Source organism: Microbulbifer sp. ABE4_465 (genome assembly GCF_056160765.1).
This window is the reverse complement of sequence record NZ_JBSWXV010000010.1, coordinates 132,585-148,556: the sequence shown is the minus strand read 5'-3', so window position 1 is coordinate 148,556 and position 15,972 is coordinate 132,585. Positions and strand designations below refer to the sequence as shown.

Sequence of the window (15,972 nt, the reverse complement as noted above, 5' to 3'; positions counted from 1 at the left end):
CTTTTTCCGGCGATTGACTGGTGAATGGCAAGCCAGACCCGGTCACTTTTGTTGTCGTTAAACTGTGTTTTATTTTATGGCCACGGCTACTTGATTGGCCAGATCCGCCAGTTCCCGCAGAAGAGCGGTGGCAAAGGTGCCAGGCGGTAGCGCGAAGGAGAGAACCAGATCCTTGCGCCCCTCCTGCTGCTGCCATTCCCACGTGAATCCCTGAGGCACGAGCACCAGCGAGCGCCGTTCCTGGCTTAGTCCGCCGTGTTCCAACCAATCCTGCCACGGCTTCCAGGGAAACATGGCGCCCTCTTCCAGTGCCAACTGCTCACCGGCGGCTGTATTTCGTCCCCGCCCCCACAGCGGGCCACTGGGTTCAGCCTCCGGCTCACCATCAATGGAATCGAGCCAGTTGCCCTGCCCGATTCTGGCCGCCAGCACCTGATTGAACAGCCAACTGCGTGCTGCAGACAATGCAAAGGCCTTCTGGTTGCGCGGCATGCGCCGGCGCTGGCCAGTTTGCTGATCGGCGACCGCCTTTTCTACCAGATCCAGGTTGCCGCCATTGTGGCCAAAGCGCTGCTCACCAAAATAGTTGGGCACGCCATTGGGAACCTGATTTAACACCTGCTCCGCGGCCGCGGTATCCCCGGTGACATTGCGCAGGCGAATCTGGAATCGGTTTCCCAGGTGCTCGCCGCGACGCAGTTTGCGGGCACCGCGAAAGTGATTCAGTACCTGGAACTCCTCGTTATCCAGTTGCTTCCAGTCTGGCTCCGGCTTTTGCGCAAGCCATACACTGAACCATTGGGTAGTGACCGCGTGGCGATCCTTGAGACCGAAGAATCCGACATCGTTACTCTGCACACCCGCCATTTGGGCGAGCTGTTGGGCGACAAAGCCAGTATTGGCGCCGCGTTTGCGGATATGTAGATAGACATGTTCACCCTCGCCGGCCTCAGGGGCGGCAAGCTCGTCCACTACGAAATCTTCTGGCTCTGTGCGGAATTCGGCCTGAATCGGAGTGCCGCCGAGAGCGCGGGGCCAGTTCAGGTCCCAGCTTTGTGGTAATTCAGTCACGACAAGGCTTCCAACAATACAACCGCCTGCGCGGCGATACCTTCTTTTCGACCGGTGAAACCCAGCTTTTCGCTGGTGGTGGCTTTGACACTGATGGCGTCGGCGCTCACCTGACAATCTTCCGCGATTCTTGTGCGCATGGCGTCGATATGGGGGGCCATTTTCGGGGCCTGGGCAATCAGGGTGGCGTCGGCGTTGACGAGCCGATACCCCTTCTCGTGGATCAGGTTGACCACGTGGCGCAACAGCACGCGGCTGTCGGCACCAGAGTAGGCTTCGTCAGTATCCGGAAAATGTTTGCCGATATCGCCCAACGCCAGGGCACCGAGCAATGCGTCTGCGAGAGCGTGTAACAGGACATCACCGTCGGAGTGGGCTACGAGGCCCTTCTCATGGGGGATGGTGACGCCGCCGAGGACGACGTGATCGCCGGGGCCGAAGGCGTGTACGTCGATGCCCTGGCCAATTCTGAGGCTCATAGTGTGTTTCCAGAGGTGGATTCAGTGGCCCTGTCCCGAAGTCGGTGCTTTAACAGGGCCTCCGCCAGAATCAGGTCGGCGGGATGGGTAACTTTAAAATTGCTGCGGCAGGCGGCTACCAGTTCGGGGGTGTGGCCTGCCAGTTCCAGTGCGCTGGCTTCGTCGGTGATGGCGCTGGGGTTTTCCTGCAGGCCACGCTGCAGGGCTTGCAGCAAAATGCCTAACGGCGCTTTTTGTGGTGTCTGCGCGAGCCAGATTTTCTCTCTGGGCAGGGTTTGCTGGACGGTGCTCTTTCCTTCGCATTGCGCGCCCTGCTTAACCGTATCGCTGGCGGGTTGCGCGAGCAGGGCCATGGGGGACGCGGCGAGAAGTTGCTGAATATCGTCAGTGCTTACTAACGGTCTGGCGGCGTCGTGGACTAATACGGGGGTTTCCGCGGGTTCACGCTCGCTCAGAAATTTAAGGGCGGCGAGTACCGAGTCTGCGCGTTCGGCGCCGCCGGTGACGGTGTGGATTCTTGGGTCTTGTGCGCAGTTCAGTGTTTTGAATTCTGTGTCGTCGGCGGCGATGGCGACGACGATGCCTTTCATGCCCGGCCATTGGAGGATATTTTCCAGGGTGTGGGCAATGAGGGGTTTGCCGTTTAATGGCAGGTATTGTTTGGGCTTTTCGGCGCCCATACGTTTGCCGGAACCGGCTGCGGGGACGATGACCCAGTAATTTGATTCAACTGGGTTACTGGCGGTGGTCATTCTTTTTCCCGTTGTGACTGCGCAGGATTTTTGTGCTTATCCTGGTCGAGAAAAATAAACAGGGTTTCGCCTTCTTTGATAAGGCCGAGATCATAGCGGGCTTTGGCTTCGACGCCGTCGGTGCCTTCTTTCAAGCTGCGGACTTCCCGCAGGAGGTGGCGGTTTTCCCGCTCCAGTGCAGCGTTTTTTTGCTGCTGGTCTTCGAGCTGGCGTTCAAGTCTGGTCACATCGGCAAAACTGCCCTCGCCCACCCATAATCGATATTGGGTGACCAGCAGCATTACGGTGAGGATTACCAGCAGCCATTTCATTTGTTTTGTTCTCTATCTGGCTTTCGGGGTTCGCACGAATGACCTTTCGTGGCGGCCCTGCTGCCGATGCCCCTTCCCGGGACACGCCGTGAACCCATCCGTGGGGGCTCTTCCGCGACGTCCCTGTCGCAGAAGGTCCCGAGAAGGGGCATCGGCATCAGTGCCTTCGCATCGAAGTTCAGTGTTAGAGCTCCGATACGACTTCTAGCCAGTTTACCGGGCTAACTGAATTACTTGAACTCAGCGATGCCGCGGTAAGGCGCCTTGCCTTCCAGCTCGGCTTCGATGCGCAGTAGGCGGTTGTACTTGGCTACGCGGTCGGAACGGCACAGGGAGCCGGTTTTGATCTGACCAGCAGCGGTGGCAACGGCCAGGTCGGCGATGGTGGTGTCTTCGGTTTCACCGGAGCGGTGAGAGATAACCGCGGTGAAGCCGGCGTCTTTGGCCATTTTGATCGCGTCCAGGGTTTCGCTCAGGGAGCCGATCTGGTTGAACTTGATCAGGATGGAGTTGCCCACGCCTTTTTCGATGCCTTCTTTGAGGATCTTGGTGTTGGTTACGAACAGGTCGTCGCCCACCAGCTGTACTTTCTCGCCGATTTTGTCGGTGAGGATTTTCCAGCCGTCCCAGTCGCTTTCGTCCATGCCGTCTTCGATAGAGATGATCGGGTAGTTTTCGGACAGTTGCTGCAGGTAGGAAGCAAAGCCTTCGCTGTCGAATTCTTTGCCTTCGCCAGACAGGTTGTACTTGCCGTCTTTGTAGAATTCGGAGGACGCGCAGTCCAGGGCCAGGGTGATGTCGTCGCCCAGTTTGTAGCCTGCGGCTTCAACGGCTTCGGCGATGACTTTCAGTGCACCTTCGTTGGACGGCAGATTGGGGGCGAAGCCACCTTCGTCACCGACGGCGGTGTTCAGGCCTTGGGAAGACAGTACTTTTTTCAGGGCGTGGAAGATTTCAGCACCCTGGCGCAGGGCTTCGGCGAAGGTTTTGGCTTTCACCGGCTGGATCATGAACTCCTGGATATCGACGTTGTTGTCGGCGTGCTCACCACCATTGATGATGTTCATCATCGGTACCGGCAGGGTGTATTCGCCGGCGGTGCCGTTGATTTCCGCAATGTGCTGATACAGTGGGATGCCCTTGGAGATGGCAGCAGCTTTGGCAGCAGCCAGGGAGACGGCGAGGATGGCGTTGGCACCCAGTTTGGCTTTGTTGTCGGTGCCGTCGGCGTCGATCATGATCTGGTCGAGGGCGCGCTGGTCGGTGGCGTCTTTGCCTACCAGCAGGCTGGCGATTTCTCCGTTGATGTTTTCAACGGCCTTCAGTACGCCTTTACCCAGGTAACGGCTTTTGTCGCCGTCGCGCAGTTCCAGGGCTTCGCGGGAGCCGGTGGAGGCGCCGGACGGTGCGCAGGCGGAACCTACCGCGCCGCATTCCAGAATCACGTCGGCGTTTACGGTGGGGTTACCGCGAGAATCCAATACTTCAAAAGCTTTAACAGCAACAATCTTGCTCATGTTTACAACGGGCTCCTTGTTAGTCGGAATTTATTTCTGTGAGGTTTGGGGTTGGCGGCCGCCTTCTCTGGGCCGCTCTTTGTAGTTATTCAGTCTTTACTTCGTATCCAGCGGCTCGAAGTTTTTCACCAGGTCGTCCACCGCTTTCATCTGCGCCAGGAACGGTTCCAGCTTTTCCAGCGGCAGGGCACTCGGGCCATCGCACAGGGCCTTGTCCGGATTCGGGTGCGACTCCAGGAACAGGCCGGCAATGCCGATGGCGAGGCCGGCGCGGCCCAGTTCGGTGACCTGGGAACGGCGACCGCCAGAGGCTGCGCCACCCGGGTCGCGCATCTGCAGCGAGTGGGTCACGTCAAAGATCAACGGGGCACCACCGGTGGAATCGATCATGGTGCGGAAGCCGAGCATGTCGACGACGAGGTTGTCGTAGCCAAAGCAGGCACCGCGCTCGCACAAAATAATATTTTCGTTACCACCTTCCGCGAACTTCTCCACCACATTTTTCATTTGCGGCGGGCTCATAAACTGCGGTTTTTTCACGTTGATCACCGCACCGGTAGCGGCCATGGCAGAAACCAGGTCGGTCTGGCGGGCGAGGAACGCGGGCAGCTGAATCACGTCCACCACCTCCGCAACCGGTGCAGCCTGATGAGGCTCGTGCACGTCGGTGATCAGCGGCACGCCGAAGGTCTTTTTGATTTCTTCAAAAACCTTCAGCCCCTCTTCCATCCCCGGACCACGGTAGCTGTGAATGGAGGAGCGGTTGGCCTTGTCAAAAGAGGCTTTGAAAACGTAAGGAATACCCAGCTTGTCCGTCACATTGACGTAGTGCTCGGCCACTTTCATGGCCATATCGCGGGATTCCAGAACGTTCATGCCACCGAAGAGGGTGAACGGTTTGTCGTTGGCAACCTGCAGGTTGCCCACAGCAATTGTCTTCATATTGTATTCAGCCTGCTTCCTTAGGCCCGCTTGTGCTTGAGCGCAGCGGCAACAAAGCTTTCAAACAACGGATGGCCGTCGCGGGGGGTGGAGGTGAACTCCGGGTGGAACTGACAGGCTACAAACCAGTTGTGCTCCGGCAGTTCAACCATTTCCACCAGGGTGTCATCCGCGGACCAGCCACCGATTTTCAGGCCGGCTTTCTGCAAACGGTCGACGTAGTTGTTGTTGACTTCGTAGCGGTGACGGTGACGCTCGACAATCACGTCTTTGCCGTAAATATCGCGGGCTTTGGAATCTTTCGCCAGGCGACACTCCTGGCCACCGAGGCGCATGGTACCGCCGAGGTCGGATTTCTCATCGCGCTTCTCGACTTTGCCTTCAGCGTCGATCCACTCGGTGATCAGGCCGATTACCGGGTGCGGGCTCTTGGCGTCGAACTCGGTGCTGTTGGCGCCTTCCAGGTTCAGCACATTGCGCGCGTATTCGATCACCACAGACTGCAGGCCGAGACAGATGCCGAGGAAGGGCACATTGTTTTCACGGGCGTAGCGCACAGATTCCAGCTTGCCTTCCAGGCCGCGCTCGCCAAAGCCGCCCGGCACCAGAATCGCGTCGGCACCCTTGATCAGATCGAGGCCGTTCTCGCCCTCTACATCTTCCGCGTTGATAAAGTCGATGTTGACCTTGGTGCGATTTTTAATCCCTGCATGCACCAGGGATTCGATCAGGGATTTGTAGGCGTCCAGCAGCTCCATGTATTTGCCGACCATGGCAATCTTGATTTCGTGCTGCGGATTCAGTTTTCCATCCACCACTTCGTCCCACTCGGACAGATCCGGGGCATCGGTTTCCAGCTGGAGTTTTTCCACCACAATCTCATCCAGACCGTATTCGTGCAGCATGCGCGGCACGCCGTAAATGGTCTTGGCGTCGGGCAATGGCACTACCGCGCGCTCTTCCACATTGGTGAACAGGGCGATTTTGCGGCGGGAGTCGTCGTCGATGGCGCGCTCGGAGCGGCACAGCAGGATATCCGGCTGCAGGCCGATAGAGCGGAGCTCTTTTACCGAGTGCTGGGTGGGTTTGGTTTTGGTTTCACCAGCGGTGGCGATGTAGGGCACGTAGCTCAGATGCATCAGCAGCGCGCGGTTGGTGCCCATTTCCACACGCAGCTGGCGCACAGATTCCAGGAATGGCTGGGATTCGATATCACCCACGGTACCGCCGATCTCGACAATGGCGACATCCACATCGCGGCCGCCTTCGATCACGCGGCGCTTGATCTCGTCGGTGATGTGCGGGATCACCTGTACGGTGCCACCCAGGTAGTCACCACGGCGCTCTTTGCGCAGTACGGTTTCGTACACACGGCCGGTGGTGAAGTTGTTGCGCTTGGACATGCGCGTGCGAATGAAGCGCTCGTAGTGCCCCAGATCCAGATCCGTCTCGGCGCCATCTTCGGTCACATAGACCTCGCCGTGCTGGAAGGGGCTCATGGTGCCCGGGTCAACGTTGATATAAGGGTCTAGCTTCAGGATGGTGACCTTGAGGCCACGGGCTTCGAGAATAGCAGCCAGAGAAGCGGAGGCGATACCTTTCCCCAATGAGGAAACCACGCCGCCAGTGACAAATATATAGCGCGTCATGCAAAACCTTGGTCAGTTGAATGCCCGACGGGTACGGGCGTGCGGGACTGGCTCTGGGGGCGCAGCTCGCGCAACCCGGTGCCTTTGAGATGGGACGCCAGACTACCAGAAAGGCCGTTTCTGCTCAATCTAAAAACCGCCAGATTGGCGGTTGCGGCGGCCCTTCCCCCGTGGCGAAAAGATCGCCCACGGACACCAGGGTCTCGCCCCGATAGACCAGCGGCACCCGATCTCGCAGCCACGGAGGAAGGCCATACTCCTGCAGCAGCTTTTTCAGGGTCTGGGAGTGATGGCGTTCTCGCGGTTTGGCCCTTTCGCCACCTACCCGGAAACGAACCCGATAGTCTGCCACTGGCCAGCCCGGGCTTGGCAGCAAGCTCCAGCTCCCCGGCAAGTTCAGCTCGCCAGATCCATCCCACGTGATCTCGCCCCCATCAGTACCACGGAAAGGTTGCAATTGTGGTGTGAGAAACAGGCGATCGCGATAGCGGCGCAGTACCCATTCACCAAGCACAACTTCTGGAGCGGCATCATCGACCGCCCCAACCTGTTGCAGTGCCTGAACCAGGTGCAAGGCTTCCGGCATTCTGGATCCCAGCAGTGCCAGCCAGCCCCGCAACAGGTTCTTGCGACGCACCTCGGTGAGTGAAGAGAAGCTAACCAGGTCGACACTGTGACCAAATGGCTCCTGGCGGTATCCACCCCGCTGCAAATCCTCATTTGCCAGGTCCTGTAAGAGATCTGCGGCCTCGCGCAGGTGTTCCGACGCCTGCGCCACACGGGCCTGAACGGGCCAGCGTTCATTAATAAAGGGAAGCACCCGGTTTCGAAGGTAATTTCGGTCGATTGCGAGGTCTGTATTACTCTCGTCCTCGATCCAGGTCAGCTCGTGCGCGCGGGCGTAAGATTCCAGTTCCGATCGCGTCGCCTTCAGTAGTGGCCGCAATAGGCTCTTCTCCGTCGACCGGTCACCAAAGACACGGTATTCCGGCATGGCACCCAGCCCCCGCACCCCGGCGCCGCGCAACAGGCGCAATAAAAAAGTTTCCGCTTGATCATCACTGTGGTGTGCCAGCAAAAGCTGATCACCCGCGCCCATCAACTGGTCAAATGCGCGGTAGCGGGCATTCCGTGCACCCTGCTCCAGCCCACCGTCTCCGTGATCCACCTCCACATGGTGGGCAACAAATGGCACCCCCAGTTGGGCCGCCACAGCCTGGCAATGATTTTGCCAGGCACCCGCCTCCGGACTCAGGCCGTGATGAATGTACACCGCCGTCACCGGCACCTGTGCTCCTGCCAGCAGGTGCAGCAATACGGACGAATCCAGGCCACCGGAATATCCCAGCCACAACTGCCCCGAAGCGGGATATCGCTTCAGGGAGCGGTTCAGCAGGTCGTTCAATCGCTCAGAGGGCGGTGTCACTCAAGGATTCCAGACGAGATTTGCGGCAATTATACCCAGCCAAACCACACCTTGCCCGCACCCGTCTGGCACCGCCAGTACTGCCAGGAAAAGATACCGCAGGCGACCAATCAGAGATCTGGTGCACAAAACCGGTACCGCGGGCGGCCCGAGCCACGTTATTCACACGTCACCAGCATGTGTCCAGCGTTCCCGGGCACAGCCAATCAACCGGCTAAATCGAGATCGACAATACCGAGAGAACACCAAGAGAAAACCAAGAGAACAGAATAGCGATGCAGATACATAAAGAAGCAGGCAGCGTGCGTAACACCTCCCAACCGGGTCGCCATCGCCATACCCACCGGATCCGGCGGCTTGCGCCACTGTTGCTGGCGGTTTGCACCAGCGCAGCGGGCAATGCGTTTGCGGGCTGTGAATACAGCGTCAGCAACGACTGGGGATCCGGCTTTGTCGCACATGTGCGTGTCACCAACGATTCCTCCGTTCCAGTGCAGGACTGGCAGGTGCAGTGGCAGTACTCTGGAGACAATCGAGTGACCAATGCCTGGAATGCCGAAGTCCAGGGTGACAACCCCTATACCGCCAGCAATGTCTCGTGGAACGGCAGCCTGCAGCCGGGGCAGACGGTGGAATTCGGCTTTCAGGGAACCTCTAGCAGTTTCGCTGAAACCCCTGCGGTGAGTGGCGCCCTGTGCGATGGCGGTTCGTCATCGGGCGGTTCTTCCAGCAGCTCTTCGTCCAGCTCCGGCGGCTCGTCCAGCTCCGGCGGTTCTTCCAGTTCCAGTGGCTCATCCAGCTCGGGCGGGTCGTCCAGCTCCAGTAGCTCGTCCAGTTCCGGCGGCACCACGGAACACCTGTACAGCCTGGCGTCTTTTCCGATCGGCGTCGCGGTCGCCGCCGGCGACAGTGCGCGCAGCTTTCTGAAAATCCCTCAGCAAGAAATCACCATTCGCCAGCACTTCAGCCAGATCACTGCGGAAAACATCATGAAAATGCGTTTTCTGCACCCGGCGGAAAATACCTACGACTTTACCGATGCCGATCAGATGGTGGACTGGGCACTCACCAATGGTCTGAGCGTGCACGGTCATACATTCATCTGGCATCACGAGTACCAGGTACCCGGCTGGATGAAAAGCTACAGCGGCGATTTCCAGTCCATGCTCAATACCCACGTGGCCACCATTGCCGACCATTTCGCGGGCCGCGTGGTGAGCTGGGACGTGGTAAATGAAGTACTGGATGAGACCCAGTCCAATTGCTACCGGGATACGCTGTTTTACCAGCGGCTGGGGCGGGACTACGTCAGTGAGGCATTTATTGCTGCAGAGAGTGCAGACCCGGCTGCGGATCTCTACTACAACGATTACAGCATTTCCGGTGGCAACAGCGCCAAGTTCAACTGCCTGCTGACCATGCTGGACGAATTGCAGGCAGATGGTGCACCCATCGACGGAGTCGGCCTGCAGATGCATATACAGATCGACTGGCCCACCACCGATCATTTACGCAGTGCCTTCCAGGCTATCGTGGAACGTGGACTCAAGGTCAAAATCACCGAACTGGATGTACCAGTGAACAATCCTTACTCCTCCGCGCCATTCCCGCAACATACCGAGTTCACGCCGGAAGTCGCGGCCTTACAGAAAGCCCGTTACAAGGCCATCGTACAGACCTACCTCGAGGAAGTGCCGCCGGCATTGCGTGGGGGCATCTCTGTCTGGGGGCTCTGGGACGGTGACAGCTGGATACTGGACTTCGAAAACTGGCAGGGTGCGGATGATTGGCCACTGCTATTCAGCGGCCCCGCCAATGGCCCCTATGAAGAAAAACCCGCACTGGAGGGAGTTGCGGAAGCACTGCTGGGGCAATAGCCGGGGGCAGCGCAGCACAACACCCATAAAAGTGGGCAGGGTAAGATTCCCTGCTCGCTTTCCCGGCTCCAGTCCCACCTCCGGTGTTAAAACTGGGACACTCGCTCAGGCATCTCGGCGTCCAACTTTAGGTATTTTCCTAAAGTAGGACGCTTTTACGCCACCCACACGTCACTATTAAGACTGCCCCCTTGCGGGTGCATCGATTACAAGAAGAACCACTTACTCACAGACTCGGGCGGATACCCGCTACCCGATCACCGAAAATAAAAAATGCAGGAAGTAACTATGCAAGCGATTGAGAACTCCGTCGATGGCATTCAGGGCGCCGCCCAGAGCCGTCAAGACGCACCTCCCCTACCCTTTATCGTGCTGATCTGTGGTGTCGCCACAATCGGTGGTTTTCTGTTCGGTTTCGACAGTGGCGTGATCAACGGCACCGTCACCGGACTGCAGCAGGCATTCAACTCCAATACCGCTGGGACCGGCTTCAATGTGGCATCCATGCTGCTCGGCTGCGCGGTGGGTGCCTTTTTTGCCGGTCGCCTGGCGGACCGCTGGGGGCGCAAAACCCTGCTGCTGATTTCCGCGGTATTTTTTATTTTAAGCGCCTGGGGTTCTGGTATCGCCACCAGTTCGCAGGAGTTCGTGGTTTATCGCATTCTGGGCGGCCTGGCGGTGGGCGCCGCGAGCGTTATGTCGCCGGCCTATATCAGTGAGATAGCCCCGGCGGCGATTCGTGGACGCCTGATCACTATCAACCAGATCGCCATTATTTCCGGGTTGTTCGCTGCATTTGTCAGCAACTACTGGCTGGCCAATACTGCCGGTTCAGCCGTGAACGAGTGGTGGATGGGCTTTACCGCCTGGCGCTGGATGTTCTGGATCGAAATCGCCCCCGCCACCCTGTTCTTCCTCGCGCTTCTGATGATTCCGGAAAGCCCGCGCTACCTGGTGCTGTCGAAGCAGACGGCCCGTGCCCGCGAGGTACTGAGCAAACTGTATGGCGAAGCCGCTGTGAACGAAAAGCTGGAGAGTATTCGCCAGTCTGTCGCAGCGGATCACCGCCCGCGTATGTCTGATCTGCTGGAAAGTGCCGGTCAACGGGTCGGCAAGGTCCGCAAAATCGTCTGGGTGGGTATTGGCCTGGCGGTATTCCAGCAGCTGGTGGGCATCAACGTGGTGTTCTACTACGGCGCCGTGCTGTGGCAGGCGGTGGGCTTCTCCGAGTCCGACGCACTGCTGATCAATATCATTTCCGGCGGCGTGAGTATCGCGGCCTGCCTGATCACCATGGCACTGATCGACAGAATCGGCCGCAAACCGCTGCTGCTGGTGGGCTCCATCGGTATGGCGGTTACCCTCGGACTGGTGGCCTTTGCTTTCGCCAACTCTTCCCTGGTGGACGGCAAATTGCAGCTTTCCCAGAGTATGGGCCTGCTGGCACTGATCGCGGCCAACGCCTACGTGTTCTTCTTCAACGGTTCCTGGGGCCCAGCCATGTGGACCATGCTCGGTGAAATGTTCCCCAACCAGATTCGCGGTTCCGGCCTGGCGGTTTCCGGTCTGGCGCAGTGGGTGGCCAACTTTGCCATCACCATGAGCTTCCCGATTATGCTGACCGGCATCGGCCTTGCGGGCGCCTACGGCATCTACACCCTGTTCGCCCTGCTTTCGGTGGCCTTTGTACTGTATATGGTGCACGAGACCAAAGGTTTGGAACTGGAACAGATGCGCGGCTAACCCGCATCGCAAAAAACCCGCTGCACGGGTATCCGGGCAGCGGGTCTCTGATTACGCAATCGACAGCTTTATCTCCCTCCATCCGACACTGGATGACACCTTGGCTGAATCGGCAGGGAAGCCGCCTTACTCACTGCACGGATGCAGTTTTTTCCGGCAGGCTCTGCCCGCGGAGCGCGTTCTTCCGATATTCCGTCGGCGTCATACCCACCAACTTCTTGAAGAAAGCATTGAATGTGGCCTTGGTGTTGAAGCCACTGTCCAGCAGGATATCCATGACTGTGAGATCCGCGCAGTCCGGATCACCCAGCTTGTTTTTGGCCTCTTCGATCCGATACTGATTCACGAACTCAAAGAAATTCCGCTCAAAATGGCGGTTGATGGTGCTGGATACGCTGCGTTTGGGCACGTCCAGCTTGCTGGCCAACTGCTCCAGAGTCAGCGAAGGTTCCAGGTAAGGCTTTTCTGACTCCATAAATCCGGCGATACGATTTGCCAACGCGGTGTCCACCGCCGGCTTGACCTCTTCCGCTATCTCCCCGGCATCGTTGTCTGGAACAGGTGCCTCGCTCCCGTCCTGCTTGCGATCGATCCCCTCGAACATGGACGCGTAGCTGAGGCTGAAGAAGATCATCGCGCTGATCAGGATAAATACCGTGTAATTGCTGGCCAGCCCCATGATCCGGAAGTCCACCGGCAGGTCAGTTTGTGCAGCCAGAGTCAGGGCAACATTGACCAGCACCGCCCAACCACGCAGCAGCACAAAGCCCCACACCAGAATCAGCAGCCATTTGAAGTCGATGCGCTCCACATTGGAGTAAGTATCGCGCATCTGGCGTCGGCAGTTGCGAATCTCGATCAGGCAGAAGACCCCGAACAGCAGGCGCAAAGACTCGCGGCCAAAGCCGATTATCAGGTTCACCAGGGTTTCGCCGTAGGGGGTATATCCCTCCAGCATGGCAATTTTGGTGGCGCTATCGAAGCGGAAGTAGGTGCAGTACTCGTACAGGGCGTAGCCGAGAAACGGAAGCAGATACACCAGGTCCGAACGGGCCAGACGGTAGTCCTTATAGATCAGCGAGCGGGTGTACCACAGCAGTACCGGCCCCTCCAGCCAGTAGGCGAAGCCGAACACGTAAAACAGGTTTGGCGAGGTATCGATCGCCCATTGACGCACACCGGCCCCATAGCTGATCAGCGTATCCATCGGAATCATGGCCTGGGTCACCAGAAACGCGGCCAACAGCAGGAAGCTGAATTTTTGCTCACTGCGCACCGCCGTTAGCAGCAATGCGAAAAGCAGGCACTGGTAACTCGTCATCATCAGGACGATGTCGTGGACATTAAACAGGAGGATATCCATGGGAGGGGCGCTTCTCTCGGTATTGTTATTGTCTGCTTTGAACGCAGAAGCGATTGTCCCATAAGCCCAGGAGACAGCCGCAGTATTTTAAGGGGAGACTACCAGAATGTTTAAATAACAGCCAGAATGGCGCCATAACCAACGTATGACTTTATGCACACCCGATATCTGGACGTTCAATTTTGTGCAAATGTCTTAAGTGAGACGACTCGCAGTGCGCTCGGCAGTCAGTATTCTCGGGAGACTGAGAAGTACTCAATCTGACGACCAAGAAATAATCACAAACATAAAAAGGAGTGCCAGCGATGGTGCGATTCAAGCGAGATCAACTGGCTGCGGCTGTGACCGCAGTTCTGGCTGGGTTTATCAGCAACGGGGTTTTAGCCCAATCCGACGAAGAAGCCACCACGTCACAAGTGCTGGAGGAAGTGGTAGTCACCGTTGAACGCCGCGAGCAGACCTTGCAAAGCGTCGCCGGTGTCGCGCAGTCCTTCGATCAGGACAGCCTCGACCGTCTCGGTGTAGGTACCAACTTCCAGAACCTGCAAAACGTGGTTCCCGGCCTCAATATTGCCGATCAGGAAGGCAATATGGAGATCTACATCCGCGGTGTAGGTTCCAGTAACAATACCGAGCTGGGTGATCCGGCCGCCGCCACTCACCTCAACGGCGTGTACATCCCCCGCCCCCGCGGTGTTGGCGCCATGTTCTACGATATTGCACGGGTCGAAGTGAAAAAAGGCCCTCAGGGCACCCTGCGCGGACGCAACGCCACCGCTGGTACCCTCAACATTGTGGCCAACCGTCCGGACCTGGATGGCACCAGTGCAGACCTGGAAGTCTCCGCTGGCAACTTCAACAACTTCGGCGCTCGCGGTGCCGTGAACCTGCCGGTCACCGATACCTTCGCCCTGCGCTTTGCCGGCTACACCGAGCAACACGACCCCTACTTCAGCAATGCCAGCGCCAACAGCACATTGGATGCCGCCGGCAGTGAAGACGTCCAGTCCTTCCGTCTCTCCGCCCTGTGGGAAGTGAGCGAAGACACCACCCTTTACGTGGTGGCAGACCAGACCCAGGAAGCTGGCACCGGCTACCCAGGCGCCCAGATCAAGCAGGCGCTGCAGTCCGGCTACGATTTCGATGACCTGGACGATCCGCGTGCGGTGCTCTATCGCGGCACCGAGGGCGACCTGGATTCCACCCACACCGGTATCATGGCGGTGCTGACCCACAACTTTGACGGCTTCTCCGTAGAACTGTCGAGCAGCTACCGGGATCTGGATTTCAAACAGACCAATGCGTCCAACGACGGTGTCTACTTCCCGGGTCACAATGAAGTGAACCAGGAGAACTACAGCAGCCAGTACTGGAACACCCAGTCGGAGTCCATGGTGAACGAGCTGCGCCTTTTCTCCAACGGCGACGGCCCCCTGTCCTGGACCACCGGTATTTTCCAGTTTGAGGAAGACCAGCAGGCCGCGCTGTTCAGCCTGACCGACGGCGGCACCTGGTACACCGGCACCGAGTGGGTAATGCCCGATGTGGACGGTGCTTCTGTGGCCGGGTACGTGGATGTTTCCTATGACTTCACCGACAAACTGACCGCTTTTGCGGGCTACCGTCACACCAGTGAAGAAAAAGCGCGCTTCGGTACCGGTGGCAACTGGGCCTTTGCTTTCTTTGAAGCCGGCGACGAATGGGGCACCGCACTCCCCTCCCGCATCGGTACCCCGGGCTTCAAATACGATGGTCTCGGCCGCAGCAATTACGATATCGTCGGCGCCACTCCCGAGCAGCTATACGCTTACCTGCTGGACGGCATCGGCAGCTGGGGTGTGGATGACAACCTCGACGATCAGATTGCGTGCGTGACCAGTCCCGACTGCACCGACATCACCATGCCCTGGACGGTCGGCGCGCCGGTACAACAAAAGGGTGACTACGAAGATACCTACAGCGACTTCCGTATCGGCGGTACTTACCAGCTGACCGAAGACAATATGCTGTTTGCCAGTATCGCCACCGGCCATAAATCCGGTGGTTTCAACGACACCCTCGTCGATCCAGATGGGAACCTTGTTGCAGCGCCGTACGCACCGGAAAAACTGGTGATGTATGAAGTGGGCAGCAAGAACGAACTCACCCTCGGCAATGTCCCCACTCGCCTCAACGCCTCCGCCTTTTTCTACGACTACACCGATCAGGTGTTCCAGATGATTGTGGCCACTGGTGAAGACGACAGCGCGAGCTCCCTGCAGAACCGCAATATTGCCGACAGTGCCATTACCGGCCTGGAGCTGGAAAGCAAATTCCTGCTGCCCGCAGACCTGATGCTGGATATGACCGCTCTGTGGCTCAACGCGGAAATTGAAGAAGGGACCATGGCGGATACCCGCCAGGGCTGGGGCACTGACCTGCCGATTGTGGATATCTCCGGTAAGCAGCTGCCGCTTTCTTCTGATTTCACCATGACCATGGCTCTGTCTCAGCAGCTGGATACCTCTGCGGGTACTTTCGACTGGTCTGTTTCCGCCATGTACCGCAGCGATTACTACCTGAGCATCTGGAACAACACCGACTACGACCTGGTAGATGGTGAAACCGTCATTGGTAGCGATCCGGATTACGCCGATCAGGTAGACGGCTATGTGAACGTCGACGCGGGTATCGGCTTCACCGACAACTCAGGCAAGTACCGCGTCGAACTTTATGGGGCGAATTTGACCGACGTAACCGTCTCTAATAAGGGAATCATTGATCACGGCAACAACTTGCGGTTTACCAACCTGCCGCGCACCTACGGCGCGCGCTTCAAGGTGAACTTCTAAGCGGTTGCTGT

The 15,972-nt window shown here is 58.1% G+C and carries 12 protein-coding genes; 3 read left to right on the top strand and 9 right to left on the bottom strand.

What is annotated here, in order from left to right; genetic code table 11:
• Positions 1–69: 69 nt before the first annotated feature.
• The 8 genes from truD to tilS form a co-directional block, all read right to left on the bottom strand.
• Positions 70–1,071: a tRNA pseudouridine(13) synthase TruD gene (truD, locus tag ACXAG1_RS15115; protein WP_475093470.1), complete on the bottom strand. Its 1,002-nt coding sequence runs from the start codon at positions 1,069–1,071 to the stop codon at positions 70–72.
• Positions 1,068–1,550, bottom strand: coding sequence for a 2-C-methyl-D-erythritol 2,4-cyclodiphosphate synthase (ispF, locus tag ACXAG1_RS15110; RefSeq protein ID WP_475093471.1), 483 nt, complete (start codon positions 1,548–1,550; stop codon positions 1,068–1,070). Before ispF ends, truD begins: the two co-directional genes overlap by 4 nt.
• Positions 1,547–2,302, bottom strand: a complete 756-nt coding sequence (ispD, locus tag ACXAG1_RS15105) for a 2-C-methyl-D-erythritol 4-phosphate cytidylyltransferase (protein ID WP_475093472.1) — start codon at positions 2,300–2,302, stop codon at positions 1,547–1,549. The genes ispF and ispD overlap by 4 nt, the downstream gene beginning before the upstream one ends.
• A complete protein-coding gene (locus ACXAG1_RS15100; protein ID WP_475093473.1) occupies positions 2,299–2,613 on the bottom strand; it encodes a septum formation initiator family protein in 315 nt (104 codons plus the stop codon). Before ACXAG1_RS15100 ends, ispD begins: the two co-directional genes overlap by 4 nt.
• Positions 2,614–2,843: 230 nt before the next feature.
• Positions 2,844–4,130 (bottom strand): phosphopyruvate hydratase, encoded by a 1,287-nt coding sequence (eno, locus tag ACXAG1_RS15095; protein WP_475093474.1) that lies wholly within the window; start codon positions 4,128–4,130, stop codon positions 2,844–2,846.
• Between the two features lie 96 nt (positions 4,131–4,226).
• A complete protein-coding gene (kdsA, locus tag ACXAG1_RS15090) occupies positions 4,227–5,072 on the bottom strand; it encodes a 3-deoxy-8-phosphooctulonate synthase (protein ID WP_475093475.1) in 846 nt (281 codons plus the stop codon).
• 20 nt (positions 5,073–5,092) lie between these two features.
• Complete coding sequence (locus tag ACXAG1_RS15085; RefSeq protein ID WP_475093476.1) at positions 5,093–6,721, bottom strand: CTP synthase; 1,629 nt, start codon at positions 6,719–6,721, stop codon at positions 5,093–5,095.
• Between the two features lie 124 nt (positions 6,722–6,845).
• Positions 6,846–8,147: a tRNA lysidine(34) synthetase TilS gene (tilS, locus tag ACXAG1_RS15080; RefSeq protein ID WP_475120157.1), complete on the bottom strand. Its 1,302-nt coding sequence runs from the start codon at positions 8,145–8,147 to the stop codon at positions 6,846–6,848.
• Between the two features lie 275 nt (positions 8,148–8,422).
• On the opposite strand from tilS, the gene ACXAG1_RS15075 reads away from it, so the two are divergent.
• Both ACXAG1_RS15075 and ACXAG1_RS15070 read left to right on the top strand, forming a co-directional pair.
• Positions 8,423–10,024 carry an endo-1,4-beta-xylanase gene (locus ACXAG1_RS15075; RefSeq protein ID WP_475120156.1) on the top strand — a complete coding sequence of 534 codons (1,602 nt, stop codon included), beginning with the start codon at positions 8,423–8,425 and terminating at the stop codon, positions 10,022–10,024.
• A 288-nt stretch (positions 10,025–10,312) separates the two neighbouring features.
• Entirely contained in the window at positions 10,313–11,767 is a 1,455-nt protein-coding gene (locus ACXAG1_RS15070) for a sugar porter family MFS transporter (RefSeq protein WP_475093479.1), read from the top strand.
• Between the two features lie 130 nt (positions 11,768–11,897).
• Here ACXAG1_RS15070 and ACXAG1_RS15065 read toward each other — a convergent pair whose 3' ends face one another.
• On the bottom strand, positions 11,898–13,130 hold the full coding sequence (locus ACXAG1_RS15065) for a helix-turn-helix domain-containing protein (RefSeq protein WP_475120155.1): 1,233 nt from the start codon (positions 13,128–13,130) through the stop codon (positions 11,898–11,900).
• A gap of 305 nt (positions 13,131–13,435) precedes the next feature.
• On the opposite strand from ACXAG1_RS15065, the gene ACXAG1_RS15060 reads away from it, so the two are divergent.
• Positions 13,436–15,961, top strand: coding sequence for a TonB-dependent receptor (locus ACXAG1_RS15060; protein ID WP_475093481.1), 2,526 nt, complete (start codon positions 13,436–13,438; stop codon positions 15,959–15,961).
• Positions 15,962–15,972: the final 11 nt, after the last annotated feature.

What these genes read in the sequence shown, in the direction of transcription:
- ACXAG1_RS15085 (WP_475093476.1), bottom strand. Translation starts at nt 6,721, where the DNA reads ATGACGCGCTATATATTTGTCACTGGCGGCGTGGTTTCCTCATTGGGG.
- ACXAG1_RS15100 (WP_475093473.1), bottom strand. Translation starts at nt 2,613, where the DNA reads ATGAAATGGCTGCTGGTAATCCTCACCGTAATGCTGCTGGTCACCCAA.
- ACXAG1_RS15075 (WP_475120156.1), top strand. Translation starts at nt 8,423, where the DNA reads ATGCAGATACATAAAGAAGCAGGCAGCGTGCGTAACACCTCCCAACCG.
- kdsA (WP_475093475.1), bottom strand. Translation starts at nt 5,072, where the DNA reads ATGAAGACAATTGCTGTGGGCAACCTGCAGGTTGCCAACGACAAACCG.
- ACXAG1_RS15060 (WP_475093481.1), top strand. Translation starts at nt 13,436, where the DNA reads ATGGTGCGATTCAAGCGAGATCAACTGGCTGCGGCTGTGACCGCAGTT.
- ACXAG1_RS15065 (WP_475120155.1), bottom strand. Translation starts at nt 13,130, where the DNA reads ATGGATATCCTCCTGTTTAATGTCCACGACATCGTCCTGATGATGACG.
- ispD (WP_475093472.1), bottom strand. Translation starts at nt 2,302, where the DNA reads ATGACCACCGCCAGTAACCCAGTTGAATCAAATTACTGGGTCATCGTC.
- ACXAG1_RS15070 (WP_475093479.1), top strand. Translation starts at nt 10,313, where the DNA reads ATGCAAGCGATTGAGAACTCCGTCGATGGCATTCAGGGCGCCGCCCAG.
- eno (WP_475093474.1), bottom strand. Translation starts at nt 4,130, where the DNA reads ATGAGCAAGATTGTTGCTGTTAAAGCTTTTGAAGTATTGGATTCTCGC.
- ispF (WP_475093471.1), bottom strand. Translation starts at nt 1,550, where the DNA reads ATGAGCCTCAGAATTGGCCAGGGCATCGACGTACACGCCTTCGGCCCC.